The organism is Paenibacillus tritici (assembly GCF_018207515.1).
Taxonomy (GTDB): domain Bacteria; phylum Bacillota; class Bacilli; order Paenibacillales; family Paenibacillaceae; genus Paenibacillus_AQ; species Paenibacillus_AQ tritici.
Genome location: NZ_CP073365.1, coordinates 2996546 through 3013106 on the forward strand (window position 1 = coordinate 2996546; position 16561 = coordinate 3013106).

Below are 16561 nucleotides of genomic sequence, written 5' to 3' on the forward strand. Positions count from 1 at the left end.
CAGCCTTTTTTTGTGAGGTGGGCAGTGCGGAGGCGTGTGGGCCAAATGTATGCGAAAAATTGAGCACCCGCACCAACATCGCGCACCCGCACAGGTAAGTTATCCCCGCGCCCACCAAGGCATCCGTCAATCTCGCCCCCCACCCCCATCCGCCGGAGGAAGGGGTACATTTCCCTCCCTATACACCTTCCTGTACTGTGACGGCGTGTAAGAAGTAACCTTCTTGAAGATCTTAGAGAAATACAGCGGGTCGTGGTAGCCGACCGAATAAGCCAAGGATTTCACAGATAACCGGGACTCGACCAGCAGCTCGCAGGCCCGCCGAATCCGAAAGGCGGTGAGATAGCCTGAGATGGAGGTGCCCGTCTCTTTCTTGAACAGCCGGAACAAGTAGCTGCGCTCGATTTTGACATCATCTACAACATCCAGAACCGACAAGCCAGATTTCCAATAGTTCCTCTCCACATATGCCTTGGCTGAACCTACATAGTCCTTCTTGAGAGAAGCCTGTCCGCTTGGATAATACTCCATATAATAGCTTAGCAGCAGACGAAGTCCGGCATCCGACCGCTCCCGTTCATACGGCTCCAGTGCATTCGCCTCGACTCTGTCGAACAGAGGCTTGAGGTCCTGCGGAGCAGCCGCTGCAACAGGGTGATCCGGTGAAATATGAATCATGTCCAGTAACCGCAAGGCCTCCGCACCGCCACATTCAATCCAGCAATACGCCCACGGGTCCTGCGGATCAGGATAATAATACACCTCCGTATGCGGGAAAATGATGAAGCTGTCTCCGGCCCCCAGAGGATAAACCGCCTGGTTTGTCTTCAAATACCCCCTGCCGCTTACGATATAATGCAGGGCATAGACATCACGGACACCCGGTCCCCATCTGTGCAGATTGGGCGGTTTATACCCGTTCCCCTTCACCAGCGGTCCCTCGCTGAGCCCGTATTCTTTAGCGTTCATAGTCAGCACCCGTATCCTTTAACAGTATGATACTACTAGGGTATAGCAATCTGAGGAATAAAGATAGATCGCTTGAACAGGTACCGCAATTCAAATCGACAACCGTACCTTTTCCGTAACCGCATGTAAAAATGACAACGCTTTCTTAAGAATGTTGGCTTACGCCGTCCCCGGGCTTGAAGGTAAACTGAAGGTACGAGGGAGGAGCGAATATGGAATTGCAAACACAGGTTAGGAGTCCCGGAACCGGCGGAAGCCGGCAGTCATCTTTATGGAAGCGTTTCAAAAAACAGAAGATCCTGCATTTGTTCGTCGGGCTGGGCATGATCTATCTGCTGATCTTCGCGTATACGCCAATGTTTGGTATTCTGATGGCCTTCAAGGATTACAGCATCTCCGGCGGGATCAAAGGGATCTTCACCAGCGATTGGGTCGGGTTGAGGTATTTCGATGAATTCGTCCATGACTATCAATTCGGCAAGCTGGTCCGCAACACGCTGGTCCTTAGTCTGCTGAAGGTCATCTTCGCCTTCCCGGCGCCGATTCTGCTGGCGATTATGCTGAATGAAGTGAAGCACATGGCCTTCAAGCGGTTGGTGCAGACGATCAGCTATCTGCCGCATTTTATCTCCTGGGTAGTCGTGGTTGGTGTATCCTATGCCTTCCTGTCCGCTGATGTCGGTGTGGTCAATAAGGCGCTGATGGCGATGGGCTTCACGGATGAGCCGCTGGCCTTCCTGACCAGTCCGAATTACTTTTGGGGGCTGGCGGTAGGGAGTGCGGTGTGGAAGGAGATGGGCTGGTGGACGATTATTTTTCTGGCGGCGATATCGGGGATCAGTCCTTCCCTCTATGAGGCTGCTGAGATTGACGGTGCCGGAAGGCTGGCGCGTATCCGTTACATCACCCTGCCGGGGATGAAGGGAACCATCGTTGTTGTACTGGTACTGACCATCGGAAGTATCCTCGGCGGCGGACTGGTGGGCTCCAACTTCGAGCAGGCCTACCTGCTCGGCAACAGTATCAATAATCCAACCTCTGAGATTGTCCAGACCTACGCATTCAGGGTGGGGTTAAGCGACGGGCGGTTTTCCTATGCAGCGGCAATAGATTTAATACAATCGGTGATTTCGGTAGCGCTGATATTCTCCAGTAACTATATTGCCAAACGCGTGTCAGGCTCGAGTCTATTTTAGAGAGAGGAGGAAAGGCTGTGCTGAAGAGTCAGCGGCAGAAGGATTTTGTTTTTGACAGCGTGATCTATGTGGTATTGTTCATTATTATGCTCACGATGCTGTATCCGTTCTATTATGTGTTAATTGCTTCCTTCAATAAAGGCTCGGACTCGCTGCTGGGCGGTGTGTATCTGTGGCCGCGGAACTTTACCCTGGAGAATTACCGGGTGTTCATGGATGATCCCAAGTGGGTGAAGGCGTTCCTGGTCTCCGTACTGCGGACGGTTTCCGGCACCTTGCTCGGATTGCTGCTCACCAGCATCGTTGCTTACGGCCTGTCCCATCGTGATCTGTTATTCAGCAAGGTCTATTTCACAGTGATCGTATTCGCCATGTACTTCTCCGGCGGACTGATCCCTTATTATGTAGTCCTGCGTTCACTAGGCTTGCTGAATTCCTTTGCGGTGTACATTGTCCCGTCCATGCTCAGTACGTTCTTCCTGCTCATTGCGATCTCGTTCTTCCGCGAGATTCCTGCTGAGCTAAAAGAGTCTGCGCATATAGACGGTGCCGGTGAGCTTACGATATTCTTCCGCATCATCCTGCCGGTCTCAACGCCGGTGCTGGCGACCATGGCCTTGTTCATGGGGGTCGGGCAATGGAATTCCTGGCTGGATTCGGCTTATTTCGTCCAGTCCGAGGAGCTGCGTACGCTGGCCTTCCGCATGATGGAGGTCATCAACAAGAGCAACTCTCCGATGGATTCGCTGGCGGTAGCCAATAGTGTCTCGGCGGGTGTCACCAGCTTCTCCTTACAGGTCACTTCAATGGTGGTGTCCATTGTTCCCATTATCTGTGTGTACCCGTTCCTGCAGAAGTATTTCGTACATGGCATCATGCTGGGGTCGGTAAAAGGTTAGACCATTATTAATACAATCATGGAGGGATTAGCTTGAACAAAAGCAGAAGCTTCAAAATGGTTGCAGCCGCACTCTCAATTGCCGTATTATCCGCCTGCGGCAGCGGAGGAAATGCCGCCCAGGTCACTCCGTCCGCCAGTCCGGACGCCGCAGCAGGCGGGAATTCTCCGGCCAAACCTGCGGAAGTAAAGGAATTAAGCCTGTTCATTGATGCGTCGTGGTACCCGGTTACGGAATGGAAGGGCCCGGTCGCCGACATGATTACCGAGAAGACGGGAGTGAAGCTCAAGGTTACGGTCGCTACCGATGATAAGCAGCTTCCGCTGATGATTGCCTCCGGTGACCTGCCGGACCTGGTGTTCACCTCTTCCAATATAGACCGGTTATCCGACTCGAAGCTGTCCTATTCCTGGAATGAGCTGATTGAGAAATATGCGCCGGACTTCAAGATTGACAAGACCCGGATCGCCATCCATACCATGGATGACGGCAAGTTCTATACCGTGCGGAATTCCTTTGCGACCCAGGAGGAGATGAAGAATAGTAAATATTCGTTAGGCAGCGACGGCAACCCGGGCATCGCGGTACGGGAGGATATTCTGAAGGAACTGGGGAATCCGCCGATCAAGACCCTGGATGATTTCGTCAAGGTGCTGGGCATGGTCAAGGAGAAATATCCCGAGATGGTCCCGCTGATCATGGACAAGGACTGGATCGAACAGTATTTCCTGGCCCAGTTCGGTACGGAGACCCTGCTCGACGGCTGGTATGAGAAGGACGGCAAGGTAGAATATGCGATCAGACAGCCCAAGATGCTGGACTTCTTCAAGTTCATGAATAGCCTGTACCGTAATGGCTATATCCTGGCTGAGAATTTCGCACTGGCCAACGACCAGATTGATGATCAATATGCTACGGGCGGCAAAGCCTTCGCCCATAGCCATACCGTATCTACCGCAGATACCGATAACATCAAGATCAAGAGCAATCAGGGGAACTTCTCCTTCAAGATGCTCCCAAGCGTATTGTCGAAGGATGCCAAGGTAGTCAGCTCCGGACTCGGCTTCTCCGGAACCTTCATCACCAAGAAGAATAAGGACCCGGAGGCCTCCATCAAATTCATCCAGTATCTGGCCAGCGACGAGGGCAAGAAGCTGACGATGTTCGGAGTCGAAGGGGTACACTGGACCTGGAATGAAGAGGGTCACCCCGACTTCAAATATAATCCGTCCGATGCCGATTTCATTAACAGTAACGGAATTAAATGGTGGTACCTCTACAATGACGGGGTGACCGAAGGCATGTTGTCATACGTTCCTGAGCTGCAGAAGACGCAGGCTTTGATGGATCTGAAGTCCGTCAGAGTCTATAAGCCGGAGATCGGCCTGATCCAGACCCAGCCGGATTCACAGGAGAAGACCATCAAGACGAAGATTGACGAGATGGTCAAGAATGAGAAGGTCAAGATCTATCTGGCAGAATCGGAGGAGGCGGCAGTGGCAGCCTATGAGAATATGCTGAAGAATGCAGAGAATATAGGCCTGCAAAAGCTGACGGATTGGGCAAATGCTACGTATCAGAAGAAAAAGGACTTATTCAAGTAAGCGGCTTCCTACCGGTAGAGACCTGTCTCTACCGGGTTTTACACATTCATGGTAGGATAAGAAAAAAAGAAATCGGGCACCGGGGGGACAGGCTGCCGTGAGCATTGTACGCAAAATGATATTAGGATATATCCTGCTGATTTTTATACCGGTCGTTACCTTCGGCTATTATTATTACAGCAAGCTCTATGATAGTGTAAGCAGACAGTTTGTGGAGAGCCGTCAGAAGATACTGGAGCAGGCCTATTCCAATATGAAGGCGGATCTGGCCCGGATCGATTCCACCCAGCGGATGCTCCAGTACAACCCGTATGTCACTGACTATCTGGACGGCAGCTATGAGACAGACTCAGAGAGCATATATGCCTATAACCGTTATATCAATCCGGTGATTCTGCAATCGCTTAATATCAGTCCGGAGATCGACACGTTCAGAATCTATATCACCAAGCAGGGCGTGCTGCCCATTACTGACCGGCTGCTCGAACTATCGGCGCTGGATGAACAGGGTGCGGAGGCTACCCGTATGCTGCGGCCGGGACAGGGCAAATGGATACTCCCCGACTCCAAGCTGGAAGCTCCTCCGCTGGTGTTCTATCAAAATATATATAATCATGACTTCACCGAGATCGTCGGACTGCTGGAGCTGCGGGTCGGCAGTGAGCTGATCCGCAAATTCTACCGGGCGACGGGCGGAGGGGATTGGACCGCGCTGCTTCTGCCGCCGGAGGGGGAGCTGCCGGAGAGGGAAGGCATCCTCTCGGCGGTGGCTCCTTCAACCTGGGCAAGAATGGTATCGGGAGAGTCGCAGACGTATTTCATCAACCGTGAGGTTATCGTCAACCAGCTGTTCATTCAGGAGCTGGGTGTCCGGGTTGCCGTGATCGGCAAGGTATCTGAGGTATTCCGTTCGATCCGAAGCCAGGAGATCGTGATGATTACCACCTTCGCCGTTCTGCTGGCGTTATTGTCTTTTGCGTATTACACCCTGGCCTCGACGATTACCAAGCGCGTACTCCGGCTGGCCCGGCATATGCGTAACTTGAATGATGATAACCTGAAGCAGTCCATCAGCAAGGAAGATAAGCCGGGCCGTAAGGATGAGATCAGTTTCCTGACTGAAACGTATAATTCCATGCTCCTGCGTATGGATGAGCTGATCAACAATGTCCACCGGGCGGAGCTGCGCAATAAGGAAGCCGCCTACAAAGTCCTTCAGGCCCAGATCAAACCGCATTTCCTCTATAATACGCTGGAGACCATCCGGATGCTGGCGGAATCCAACAATGACAAGGAAGTGGCTGAAATCTCGTACTGGTTCGGCAAGCTGATGCGGTACAGCCTGTCCGCCCAAGAGGATCATACGGTCCTCTCCCAAGAGATCGAGACGGTGGTCTTCTACCTCAATATTCATAAAATGCGGCTGCAAAAGAGACTGACCTATGAGGTCGATATCGCTGTGGCTGCCGAGCAGATGAGCTGTCCAAGGTTCATCCTTCAGCCGCTGGTCGAGAATAGCATCATCCACGGAGCCTCCGTGACACTCCGGCCTGTCCATATCCGGATTCAGGCTGCCGAGACGGAGGACGAGATCAGGATCAGTGTATCGGACAGCGGCATAGGGATTCCTGAAGACCGGCTGCAGCAGATCCATGACCGGTTATCCCGGGGAGATGAGGTCAAGCCTCAGGAAGAGGAGGAAGGAGGCGTGGGGCTGTATAATGTCAGCGAGCGGATTAAATCGTTCTATGGCGGGGCTTCAAGGCTGGTTCTGGAGAGTGAGGAAGGCAAGGGGACCTGCTTGACCATTATCATAGAGAAAGGGGCGGCAAGCGATCATGCGAATCTTAATAGTAGACGATGAGCCGATCATCCTTGGAGGGCTGGTCAAGGTGATTGGCGCAGCCGCGCCGGTCGGAAGCGAAATCCGGGAGGCCGGCGATGCCTTCGAGGCTCTTGGGATCATGAAGGAATATATGCCGGATGTAACGGTCACCGATCTGCATATGCCGGAGAAAAACGGGTTTGAAATGATGGAGGAGGCCAAGGAGAACGGTTTATGTGAGCGCTTCATTATTCTTACGGGATATGATGATTTCGAATACGCCCGCCGGGCGCTCCGTTACGGTGTGGTAGACTACCTGCTGAAGCCGGTGGACAAGGAGGAGGTGTCCCGTCTGCTGAGTCAAGTGAACCGGGATCTTCCTTCCATGGACAGCACGGACTGTCCTCCCCATGCCAAGCGGATTCTTGCCTATACCCGGATGAATTATATGAACGATCTTTCCCTCGATCATCTGGCCGACCTGATGAAGCTTCATCCCAACTACATCAGCAACCTCTTCAAGAAGGTGACCGGCGATACCTTTGTGAATTATCTGAATGCCACCCGGATCAAAGAGGCGCAAAAGCTGCTTAGTGCCCACCGTGATCTGCCAGTGGGCGAGATCGGGCGCCGGGTCGGGTATGAGAATAAGCATTACTTCAATAAAGTATTCAAGAAATATACAGGCAGCACACCAGGGGCGTACCGGGAAGAACATTAATCCGGCGCCCCCCTTGACAATACACTACTACGTGTTACAATGTAGTGGTAGTAAGTAATACTGAATACCAGTCATACAGAGTAGTGAGGAGGAATTGTGCTGGATAATCTGACGGAAATGCTGAAGGGCGTGCTTGAAGGCTGTGTCCTTGAAATAATAAGCCGCCGGGAAACCTACGGTTACGAAATTACAAGGCAGCTGAATGCCCTCGGCTTCAGTGATGTGGTAGAGGGAACGGTGTACACCATTCTGATCCGGCTTGAGAAGAGCAAGCTGGTAGATACCTCTAAGAAACCCTCCGATATGGGCCCGCCGCGCAAGTTCTTTGCGCTTAATGATGCGGGGCGTGAGGAGCTGCAGAAGTTCTGGGGCAAGTGGGAGTTCGTATCCTCCAAAATGAACGAGTTAAAGGAGAGAAAACAATGAACTTTTGGGAAAAAATCACCGGCAGCGACATAACCAAAGAATTCAAAAGCTTCGAGCTGCGGGTCTCCAAGCTCCCGGCTGATTATCAGGCCGCCTGGAAACAAATTAAAGACGCGCTCTGGCCGCACTCCGATCTCACCGGCCGTAACCTGATGCCCATTCTTGACGGGGTGCTTGGCCTGCTGGAAGAAACGGCGGCAGACGGCCAGAGTGCAAGGGAAGTGCTGGGTGATGATATCAAAGGCTTCTGCTCCGCACTGGCCGGCGAAGAAGGGGCCAAGACTTACCGCGACAAGTGGCGCCGGGAGCTGAACGATACCATCGCCAGAAAATTAGGGAAATAGGAGGAGGAGACCATGAGAATACAGGACATTATTGAGGGCAGAAAAGAGTGGCGGGCGCATGTTGCGCGGGTCAAAGCACTCCCGCAGGATTACCAGATTGTCTACAAAGAGCTACAAAAGTATCTTTTCAAGGTTGGTCCGGTGGAGCTCACAGAGGGGACGGAGCTGCTCTCCGGAATTGTGGAGCTGTTTGAAGAGGGCGCTGCCCTGGGAAAAGGAGTGCTTGAAGTCACAGGCCGTGACGTAGCCGCTTTCTGCGACGATCTCATCAAAGATTCCAAAACCTACGCTGATCTCTATCAGGAGCCTGTGGACAAAGAAGTGGCTAAGGCAATGAAAAAGGCTATGGATAAAACCAAGTGAAAGGGGGTAGCACGATGGGAAATGCCATTGAAGTGAAGGGTCTGCGAAAGTCCTACAAGAATACAGCCGTGCTAAAGGGCGTTGATTTTGAAGTCAAGCAGGGTGATATCTTCGCTCTGCTCGGCGCAAACGGCGCGGGCAAGACGACGATTGTAAGAACACTCGCCACGCTGCTTAAGCTGGAGGAAGGTACCGCTATTGTAAACGGAGTGGATGTCGCGTCCCAGCCCGGCCATGTACGCCAGTCGATCAGCCTGACCGGACAGTTCGCTGCTGTGGATGAGATATTGACCGGGCGGGAGAACCTGATCATGATCGCCAGACTCCGTCACCTGGACCAGCCGGTTCAGGCCGCAGATGAATTATTAAGGCGATTCGGCCTGACCGAGGCCGGAAGCCGCAAGGTAGCAACTTATTCAGGCGGGATGCGCCGGAGGCTCGATATTGCTATGAGCCTTGTAGGGAACCCTAAGCTTATCTTCCTCGACGAACCGACGACCGGCCTTGACCCTGAAGGGCGGGGCGAGGTGTGGAAGACCGTCAAGGCGCTTGCTGCCCATGGCACCACGGTATTCCTGACCACGCAGTATCTGGAGGAAGCTGAACAGCTTGCCAACCAAATCGCTATCCTGCATGAAGGCCGGATTATCGCGCACGGCACCCTCTCCGAGCTGAAGAAGCTGTTTCCGCCTGACAAGGTGGAGTATGTGGAGAAGCAGCCCTCATTAGAAGAGATATTCCTGGCCATCACCGCTAAAAGGGAGGGAAAGTAAATGGAAATGACAGCGAAACACTTCATCAGTGATATGGGCGTCATGCTAGGACGATCCATGCGCCACATTATCCGCAGCCTGGATACCATCATCACAGTCACCATCACTCCGATCGCCATGCTGCTCCTGTTCGTGTATGTGCTCGGCGGAGCCATTCAGACCGGTACCGATAACTATGTGAATTACCTGCTGCCCGGCATCCTGCTGATCGCCATTGCGAGCGGGATCTCCTATACAGCTTACCGGCTGTTCGTGGATATGCAGAGCGGCATCTTCGAACGGTTCCACTCGATGCCGATTGCCCGTTCGGCGGCGCTATGGGGGCATGTGCTGACCTCACTTCTGTCCAATGCGATTTCGGTTGCCGTCATCATCCTTGTTGGACTCCTTATGGGCTTCCGCTCTCCGGCTGGAGTATTGGCATGGCTTGCCGTGGCCGGTATCCTGGCGCTGTTCACCCTGGCCCTGACCTGGATCGCGGTGATTGCCGGCCTGTCTGCCAAATCGGTAGACGGCGCAGGGGCCTTCTCCTACCCGCTGATCTTTCTTCCCTTCATCAGCTCTGCGTTTGTGCCGACTGAAACGATGCCGCGTGCTGTCCGCATGTTTGCCGAGAACCAGCCGGTAACTTCAATAGTGGAAGCCGTCCGCTCCCTGCTGGCGGGCCAGCCCGCCGGGAGTGATATCTGGACTGCCCTGGCCTGGTGCCTGGGGATCATGATAGTGGCCTATCTGTTTGCGATGCGCATCTATAAACGGAAGGCGGCGTGAGAGCTGCAAGGTTTCTGATATCAAAAGCATGGCGCCTTCCCGGACCTTCCGGGACAGGCGCCATTTCTGCGTGCGGCTCAGGTATTGTACCGGCATAGAATCCTGCACATAATACAACAATCCCCTTCTCCTATCGCAACAAATTCGGAATTGTTGTATGATTTGCAGGATTGTACCTTTTTCAAGATGGCTTAGCCGAATTATTCCTGCATATTATGCAACAATCCATCTGAACGCCTGCTATCAATGATTCCTAAGCTGCAAAAGGTGCAACTTTTTTCGACCTATCCTTTGGCAATTCAGGTTATAATGACCATGTACATCCCTATGAACGGAATTCTGCGATTTTACGCCCCCTTAACATGCTTCATATGTTCGCGTGATATAACTGAACCAATCGGTTATTGGAGGAGAAGATTAGATGAAGCTGAGTAAAGAGGAGAAATCATGGATTCTGTATGACTGCGGTAATTCTGCCTACTCAATGGCGGTGACTACGGCGCTTTTGCCCATTATCTTCGGCATGTTCACGACTGTGGGCAGCAGTATGGATTTGGGCTATTTCAATTCCATCGCCAGTATTCTGGTCGCCGTCCTCAGTCCGATCTTGGGGACAATTGCCGATTACAAGGACCGGAAGAAGCGCTTCTTCATCTTCTTCGCTGCGGTTGGCATACTTGCTACCGCCTCGCTGGCCTTCGTATCCCCGGACAGCGGGCAATGGCAGCTGCTGATTGCTTTTTACATTCTGTCAGCGATTGGGTTCGCCGGGGCCAATATCTTCTATGATTCCTTCCTGGTCGATATTACAGAGGATGAGCGGATGGATAAGGTATCGACCAGAGGGTTCGCCTTCGGTTATATCTTCAGCTGTATTCCGTTCGGCATCAGCCTGCTGCTGATCTTCATGCTGGGGATGGACAAGGCTATCGGCTACCAGATCGGATTCATCCTTACGGCGCTCTGGTGGGGGCTGCTCACGGTACCGATGATCCGGGATGTGAAGCAGAGATATTATATCGAGCCTGAACCGAAGCCTGTAGCCCAGAGCTTCAAGCGGTTGGCCGCCACCTTCAGGAATATCCGCCAGCACAGAATCGTCTTCATTTTCCTGGCTGCTTATTTCTTCTATATTGACGGGGTAGATACCATTATCAAAATGGTGGTGCCGTACGCGACCTCGGTGCTGGGCGGGGATTCCCTGGACACCTTCACCCTGCTGGGCATTCTGCTTATCATCCAGATCATTGCCTTTCCGTGTGCGATTCTCTACGGTAATCTGGCCAAAACCCACTCTGCCCGCAAGCTGATTATCTTCGGGATATTTACTTATATCATTTCCTGTATTGCCGCCTTCTTCATCACCTCGGTGTGGCATATCTTCATTCTCGGTGCGCTGATCGGCTCGGCACAGGGCGGCATCCAGGCGCTCAGCCGGTCCTATTTCGCCAAAATCATTCCGAAGGAGAATTCGAATGAATTCTTCGGCTTCTACAATATCTTCGGCAAGTTCGCGGCCATTCTCGGCCCGGCGCTGATGTCATTGACTACGACGCTAACGGGCGATGCCCGCTTTAGTATTTTAGCGATTATCCCGCTGTTTCTGATCGGCTTCTTCATCTTCATCACATTGCCTAAACAAACATCTGATCGTCATATCCTATGATGCGAAGGGGCTGTCCCAAAAACCATGAAATGGCTTGGGTTTTAAGTAGGATCACCGTGAGCGCCTCGGTGAACGCTGCGCGAACGGACCGTTGTTCCAATCGCTGTGGTCTCCAGATTTTTTTCATTCCCCTTAGCGGTGAAAATCCGGAGACCAAGGCGACCGCTGTCGCTTTTCCGCGGGTCGTTCCGTCCTCTCCGCTGTTTAAGCGGGAAAAGGTTCTTCAAATCTTTCTAAAATCACAAAAAGAAACCGTCCTTTAGAAAAATGGAGTTACCACACAACCATCGGCTACCTATTGGCCGTGCGCCGAAGCAGCAATGGACCAAAAACAGAAAGCAGCGATTCTCCAATAACGGGAATCACTGCTTTTTTCTGAGGTTATGTCACTTGCTCTGCGTCTTCCTGATTAGGTCCACGCCATCGTAAGTCAAACCTTCCACACTTGCAGCCTTCTGCAGGATATAATGATCACAAAAGTTCGCCGTATAGTCTGTAATAAGATTTCGCATCTCCATAGCATCCCGTTCGCCTCGGAGCTTCTCGTTCACGCTGGTAAACACGATGTCGCAGTAATCTAAATGCCCTACACGGTCAATGGAGAAATAATAGGTCTCCCTGCTATTGTTAGCGCCAATGATCGCATTCATATTATAGTTAGGTTCATTATACAGCAGCAGGAAGGGGGTCTTAAGGTCGCTGTCCTGAAGGCCGAAGGCCCCGCTATCCAAGCCAACCCCGCAGGCGAACCGCTCGTCGTCCCGGCATACCATCGCCGTCGTAAGCCCTCCATAAGAATGTCCGGCGATGCCCATGCCAATGTCAAGCAGCAATCTGTCCTTGAAGATAGAATTAATCTCTCCAGAGTCCAGTTGGTAGAGATAATCTGCGACATACCGTACATCTTCTGCCTGTAATTCACTATACTCTGTTAACTTGGCAAGTACCGGCAGCGCAAGTACGTTACGGCACATGGCAATGGCCGTCTCGTCGTCAGGACGCATCTCCATCTTACCCGCCAACGCCAGCATGTCCGGATCTTGAGAGAACTCTATAAGGACATCCGAAAACTCCTTGGATACATTAAAGAGGCACCCGTCTTTACGCTTATACATCGTGCTATTCGGATGGCCGATGCTTACCACGACATATCCCTTGCTTGCCAAATCTGTACACAGCACTGTACCCCATTCCGGAGAACCGCCCCCGCCGCACACATAGAATAACACTGGATAGCGCTTGTCCTTCCCCGAGAGAGCAAGGTTGTCGTAACACCGGGTCTTGAAGTCTATAGTGAAAATATCCTCAGTGACAAGCGGCTGATCCTTAAGCAGCCCGTAGACTTCTGGAAACATGTACGCTGAGGTAGTCTTACCTTCGCTGCTGTCAGCAGGATAGTATACGAACGCCGTCAGTTCTCTTGTGGAGTGATCGGATGCCGTGTACTCCAAATCCATCTGAGTCCGGCCGACAGTATATTCGCCTACAGGTTCTGGAAAAACGTCATAAGTTCTCATGTGCTTGTTCCCTCCAGTGAATGATTTCTACTCCTTGGCTGGCTTGAGCTTGCTGAGCATTTCAGCATATTGTTGATCTTCAAGCAGCCCATGACCCATGAAGTCAGCAAAGTACTTGTTAATCTTATGTTGCAGCGCAGCGTCCTTAATGGCGAATTCCCTATGAAACATAACTAAATTAAACTGCATCGACTCGAACATAAAAGCAATCAGGTCGTCGTCAATATCAGGCCGGAGGTATCCGTCAACCCTCATCCGGCGTAACATGTCCTTGATTAAGGGGAACGACTCGCCCTTCAGCACCTCCAGATATACTTTAAGCAAAATGTTCTCGGGAATGGTTAAAAAAGTTTCAGTGAGTCTGATTTCCAGCTCATTCAGCGGCTCGGTCAGGGTGCTATTCACGTTACCAAATAAGCCCGAAAGGAAAAACGGAAAAAGAGAATCTTCCGTATGGTTCTTAAAATACGCAGCTCTTTTCCGGGTCAAATTACGTATTAACTGACAATACAGGTCATCTTTGTCTTCAAAATACCGGTAAAAGGTTCCGGGGTGCATGGACAAACGATCCAGAACCATCTTCATCGTGATATCCTCGTAAAGATGATCAACAAAAAGCTGCATAGCACTATTAGATATCTCCTCGCGCCTGGCTTCATCTAAACGAAAGAAAGTATTTTTGGGCATAGCTTCCTCCTTTAATTGAAGTGTGAACTGATTCACACTATAACGGAAATTCATTCACATTTCAAGTTATGCTCCATTAAAATTTGAAATACCGTTGACAATTTGCCTATGCTCAAATATATTAGTAACAAGAATAAAAGTTTCCCACGGGAAACATATATGTAGAAGAGAAACATTAGGCGCATAAATAAGCCTGACGAGAAACGGGTGGTTAAATATGATTCAGATTAAGGGATTAAACGTTGATTATTTCGGCAATTCAGCGCTGGAGGGAGTAACCCTGGATATTCCCTTCGGGCACTCTGTAGGCATTATCGGACCCAATGGAGCCGGGAAATCCACCTTCATTAAGGCGCTGCTGGATGTGATTAAGAAGAGAAGCGGAACGGTTAAGGCCGACGGGAAGGACATCTCCCACTACAGACGCAAGATCGCCTACGTGCCGCAGAAGAACGACATTGACCTGACTTTTCCTATTACGGTCAAGGATACGGTGCTGACGGGAACCTATCCTAACCTGAAGCTGTTCCGGCGGCCGGGCAAGAAGGAGAGAGCGGTTGCGGAGCGCTGCATGGCGATGGTCGAGATCAGTGATCTTGCCGGTAAGCAGATCAGTAATTTGTCCGGCGGGCAGCTTCAGCGCGTATTTATTGCCCGGGCGCTTGCGCAGGAGGCCAGCGTATTTTTCCTGGATGAGCCGTTCGTCGGCATTGATATGGTCAGTGAGAGAATCATCGTTAACCTGTTCAAGCAGCTCCGCGGGGAAGGGAAGACCATCCTGGTGGTGCACCATGATCTGCATGAGGTCGAAGAATATTTCGACAAAATCATTCTGCTCAACAAACAGCTGATCGCCTTCGGAGATGTGCAGGATACGTTCACTACGGAGAATATCCGCAAAGCGTATGGTAATTCCTTGGGCAATGTAATGATTCAGGGCGCAGGAGGTGCCGGTCATGATTGATGCGATTTCAGATCTGCTGAACATCCCGGTCTATGCGATTAACGCCGGATTATCTGCCATCATCCTCGGGATCGTCTCGGGGGCGCTTGGAAGCTTCATTGTGCTGCGCAAGATGTCGCTGATGGGAGATGCCTTGTCTCACGCTGTACTTCCGGGTGTGGCCTTATCTTATATCCTCGGGATCAACATTCTGCTGGGAGCTTCATTGTTCGGCCTGTTAGCAGCCATTCTTATTCAGTTTATTACCAGCCGCAGCAATATTAAGAGCGATACCTCCATCGGCATCATTCTCAGCTCCTTCTTTGCCCTTGGTATTGTCCTGATTACCTTTGCCCGGAGCGGGCTGGATCTCACTCATATTCTGTTCGGCAATATCCTGGCCGTTCCGCAATCCGAGCTGCTGCAATCCTTCATCATTATGCTGGTTGTTATTGCAATCATAGCGCTGCTGTACAAAGAGCTGCTAATTAGCTCGTTCGATCCGGTGGTGGCGAAGGCCTACGGGCTTAAGACGGGTTTCTATCATTATCTGCTCATGATGCTGCTGTCTGTGGTGACCGTCTCGTCCTTGTCCCAGGTCGGGATTGTGCTGGTCATCGCCATGCTCGTTATTCCGGCAGCCACCTCGTATCTGTGGTCCAATTCCTTGCTGCACATGATCCTGTTAGCCTCTGCGGTCGGAGCGGTCTCGGGCATCATCGGCGTGTATGTGAGCTTCCGCTTCAATCTGCCGACAAGTGCCACAATTGTGCTGGTAGGAGTCACCATGTTCAGCATTTCATTCATCGTATCGCCCAAGAATAATTTTCTGCGGAAAGGATTGAAGCAAGCATGAAACTAGTCAAAATGCTGTCTGTATCCCTGGTAATTCTGCTACTCGCTGCCTGTTCCAATACCAGTAAAGGGGAGGCGGATAACGGCAAGCTGCAGATCGTGGCCACCTATTCCATCATCGCGGACATGACCAGGAATATTACCGGAGACAAGGCGGAGGTCTACAGCATGGTTCCCATCGGCACAGACCCGCATATGTATGACCCGCTGCCCGCAGATACAGGCAAGGTCTCGGGTGCAGATCTTATTCTCTATAACGGCTTGAATCTGGAGACGGGGAAGGGCTGGTTCCAGGATCTGCTCCAGGTGACGAAGAAGACAGAGGCCGCCTTTGCCGTCTCCGAAGAGGTAACACCGATGTACCTAACCGAGAAGGGGAAGGAATCCCAGGTTGACCCTCATGCCTGGCTGGACCTGCAGAATGCGATCAAGTATGTGGATGTGATCACTGCCCGTGTAGTCGAACAGGACCCGGAGAACAAGCAGTATTATCTCGATAACCAGACCGCCTACGTGAAAGAGCTGACGGAGCTGGATCAATATGCCAAGGAAGCCGTGAACAAGATACCGCAGGAGAAGCGGGTCCTTGTGACCAGTGAGGGAGCATTTAAATATTTCTCCAAGGCCTATGGCTTCGAGTCCGCCTTCATCTGGGAGATCAATACCGACAGCCAGGGGACGCCGGAGCAGATGAACCGGATTATCGGCATCATCAAGGATAAGCAGATTCCAGCATTATTCCTGGAGACGAGTGTGAATCCCAAGACGATGGAGACCATATCGCGCGAGACCGGAGTGCCGGTCCACTCCAAGATTTTCACCGATTCATTGGCCAAAGAAGGGGAAGACGGAGATACGTACCTTAAGATGATGAAGTGGAATATTGATAAGGTGATTGAGGGCCTGTCGAAGGGATAGGCGGATGCCTGTGCAAAAAAACCTGAAACCACAAATAACCCGCAGAGCAGGATAAGCATTGCTATCCTTGCCTGCGGGTTATTG

At 51.6% G+C, this 16561-nt stretch carries 17 protein-coding genes; 14 read left to right on the forward strand and 3 right to left on the reverse strand.

Translation table 11 applies throughout. The features are described from left to right. Positions 1-126: 126 nt before the first annotated feature. Positions 127-969 carry a helix-turn-helix domain-containing protein gene (locus KDC22_RS12385; RefSeq protein ID WP_211723236.1) on the reverse strand — a complete coding sequence of 281 codons (843 nt, stop codon included), beginning with the start codon at positions 967-969 and terminating at the stop codon, positions 127-129. Between the two features lie 212 nt (positions 970-1181). On the opposite strand from KDC22_RS12385, the gene KDC22_RS12390 reads away from it, so the two are divergent. The 11 genes from KDC22_RS12390 to KDC22_RS12440 all read left to right on the forward strand — a co-directional run bounded on the left by KDC22_RS12390 (position 1182) and on the right by KDC22_RS12440 (position 11557). Then, positions 1182-2165, forward strand: coding sequence for an ABC transporter permease (locus KDC22_RS12390; protein WP_173140123.1), 984 nt, complete (start codon positions 1182-1184; stop codon positions 2163-2165). Positions 2166-2182: 17 nt separating this feature from the next. After that, the gene (locus KDC22_RS12395) at positions 2183-3064 is read left to right on the forward strand and encodes a carbohydrate ABC transporter permease (protein ID WP_173140121.1); all 882 of its coding nucleotides are present in this window, start codon (positions 2183-2185) and stop codon (positions 3062-3064) included. 32 nt (positions 3065-3096) lie between these two features. After that, positions 3097-4668: an extracellular solute-binding protein gene (locus KDC22_RS12400; RefSeq protein WP_246553529.1), complete on the forward strand. Its 1572-nt coding sequence runs from the start codon at positions 3097-3099 to the stop codon at positions 4666-4668. 97 nt (positions 4669-4765) lie between these two features. Beyond that, on the forward strand, positions 4766-6532 hold the full coding sequence (locus KDC22_RS12405) for a sensor histidine kinase (protein ID WP_211723237.1): 1767 nt from the start codon (positions 4766-4768) through the stop codon (positions 6530-6532). Then, positions 6507-7214 carry a response regulator transcription factor gene (locus tag KDC22_RS12410; RefSeq protein WP_173140117.1) on the forward strand — a complete coding sequence of 236 codons (708 nt, stop codon included), beginning with the start codon at positions 6507-6509 and terminating at the stop codon, positions 7212-7214. The genes KDC22_RS12405 and KDC22_RS12410 overlap by 26 nt, the downstream gene beginning before the upstream one ends. A 117-nt stretch (positions 7215-7331) precedes the next feature. After that, positions 7332-7640, forward strand: a complete 309-nt coding sequence (locus tag KDC22_RS12415; RefSeq protein WP_281425115.1) for a PadR family transcriptional regulator — start codon at positions 7332-7334, stop codon at positions 7638-7640. Next, a complete protein-coding gene (locus KDC22_RS12420; RefSeq protein ID WP_173140113.1) occupies positions 7637-7984 on the forward strand; it encodes a DUF1048 domain-containing protein in 348 nt (115 codons plus the stop codon). Before KDC22_RS12415 ends, KDC22_RS12420 begins: the two co-directional genes overlap by 4 nt. A 12-nt stretch (positions 7985-7996) precedes the next feature. After that, positions 7997-8347: a DUF1048 domain-containing protein gene (locus tag KDC22_RS12425; RefSeq protein WP_173140111.1), complete on the forward strand. Its 351-nt coding sequence runs from the start codon at positions 7997-7999 to the stop codon at positions 8345-8347. A gap of 14 nt (positions 8348-8361) precedes the next feature. Continuing rightward, a complete protein-coding gene (locus KDC22_RS12430; protein WP_173140109.1) occupies positions 8362-9120 on the forward strand; it encodes an ABC transporter ATP-binding protein in 759 nt (252 codons plus the stop codon). Further along, positions 9121-9891: an ABC transporter permease gene (locus KDC22_RS12435; RefSeq protein ID WP_211723238.1), complete on the forward strand. Its 771-nt coding sequence runs from the start codon at positions 9121-9123 to the stop codon at positions 9889-9891. Positions 9892-10312: 421 nt separating this feature from the next. Continuing rightward, positions 10313-11557, forward strand: a complete 1245-nt coding sequence (locus KDC22_RS12440; protein ID WP_211723239.1) for an MFS transporter — start codon at positions 10313-10315, stop codon at positions 11555-11557. Positions 11558-11943: 386 nt separating this feature from the next. Here KDC22_RS12440 and KDC22_RS12445 read toward each other — a convergent pair whose 3' ends face one another. Both KDC22_RS12445 and KDC22_RS12450 read right to left on the reverse strand, forming a co-directional pair. Further along, on the reverse strand, positions 11944-13074 hold the full coding sequence (locus tag KDC22_RS12445; RefSeq protein ID WP_211723240.1) for an alpha/beta hydrolase: 1131 nt from the start codon (positions 13072-13074) through the stop codon (positions 11944-11946). Between the two features lie 27 nt (positions 13075-13101). Next, on the reverse strand, positions 13102-13761 hold the full coding sequence (locus tag KDC22_RS12450) for a TetR/AcrR family transcriptional regulator (RefSeq protein ID WP_173140101.1): 660 nt from the start codon (positions 13759-13761) through the stop codon (positions 13102-13104). Between the two features lie 220 nt (positions 13762-13981). Here KDC22_RS12450 and KDC22_RS12455 point away from each other — a divergent pair, with 220 nt between their 5' ends. The 3 genes from KDC22_RS12455 to KDC22_RS12465 are packed head-to-tail and all read left to right on the forward strand — an operon-like array spanning position 13982 to position 16477. Then, on the forward strand, positions 13982-14725 hold the full coding sequence (locus tag KDC22_RS12455; protein WP_211724021.1) for a metal ABC transporter ATP-binding protein: 744 nt from the start codon (positions 13982-13984) through the stop codon (positions 14723-14725). Next, positions 14718-15560: a metal ABC transporter permease gene (locus KDC22_RS12460; RefSeq protein ID WP_173140097.1), complete on the forward strand. Its 843-nt coding sequence runs from the start codon at positions 14718-14720 to the stop codon at positions 15558-15560. Before KDC22_RS12455 ends, KDC22_RS12460 begins: the two co-directional genes overlap by 8 nt. After that, a complete protein-coding gene (locus KDC22_RS12465) occupies positions 15557-16477 on the forward strand; it encodes a metal ABC transporter substrate-binding protein (protein WP_211723241.1) in 921 nt (306 codons plus the stop codon). Before KDC22_RS12460 ends, KDC22_RS12465 begins: the two co-directional genes overlap by 4 nt. Positions 16478-16561: the final 84 nt, after the last annotated feature.

Bases quoted from the DNA above. Each gene is read 5' to 3' on its own strand.
- KDC22_RS12385 (WP_211723236.1), bottom strand. From the start codon at position 969: ATGAACGCTAAAGAATACGGGCTCAGCGAGGGACCGCTGGTGAAGGGG.
- KDC22_RS12390 (WP_173140123.1), top strand. From the start codon at position 1,182: ATGGAATTGCAAACACAGGTTAGGAGTCCCGGAACCGGCGGAAGCCGG.
- KDC22_RS12410 (WP_173140117.1), top strand. From the start codon at position 6,507: ATGCGAATCTTAATAGTAGACGATGAGCCGATCATCCTTGGAGGGCTG.
- KDC22_RS12415 (WP_281425115.1), top strand. From the start codon at position 7,332: ATGCTGAAGGGCGTGCTTGAAGGCTGTGTCCTTGAAATAATAAGCCGC.
- KDC22_RS12420 (WP_173140113.1), top strand. From the start codon at position 7,637: ATGAACTTTTGGGAAAAAATCACCGGCAGCGACATAACCAAAGAATTC.
- KDC22_RS12425 (WP_173140111.1), top strand. From the start codon at position 7,997: ATGAGAATACAGGACATTATTGAGGGCAGAAAAGAGTGGCGGGCGCAT.
- KDC22_RS12430 (WP_173140109.1), top strand. From the start codon at position 8,362: ATGGGAAATGCCATTGAAGTGAAGGGTCTGCGAAAGTCCTACAAGAAT.
- KDC22_RS12435 (WP_211723238.1), top strand. From the start codon at position 9,121: ATGGAAATGACAGCGAAACACTTCATCAGTGATATGGGCGTCATGCTA.
- KDC22_RS12440 (WP_211723239.1), top strand. From the start codon at position 10,313: ATGAAGCTGAGTAAAGAGGAGAAATCATGGATTCTGTATGACTGCGGT.
- KDC22_RS12445 (WP_211723240.1), bottom strand. From the start codon at position 13,074: ATGAGAACTTATGACGTTTTTCCAGAACCTGTAGGCGAATATACTGTC.
- KDC22_RS12450 (WP_173140101.1), bottom strand. From the start codon at position 13,761: ATGCCCAAAAATACTTTCTTTCGTTTAGATGAAGCCAGGCGCGAGGAG.
- KDC22_RS12460 (WP_173140097.1), top strand. From the start codon at position 14,718: ATGATTGATGCGATTTCAGATCTGCTGAACATCCCGGTCTATGCGATT.
- KDC22_RS12465 (WP_211723241.1), top strand. From the start codon at position 15,557: ATGAAACTAGTCAAAATGCTGTCTGTATCCCTGGTAATTCTGCTACTC.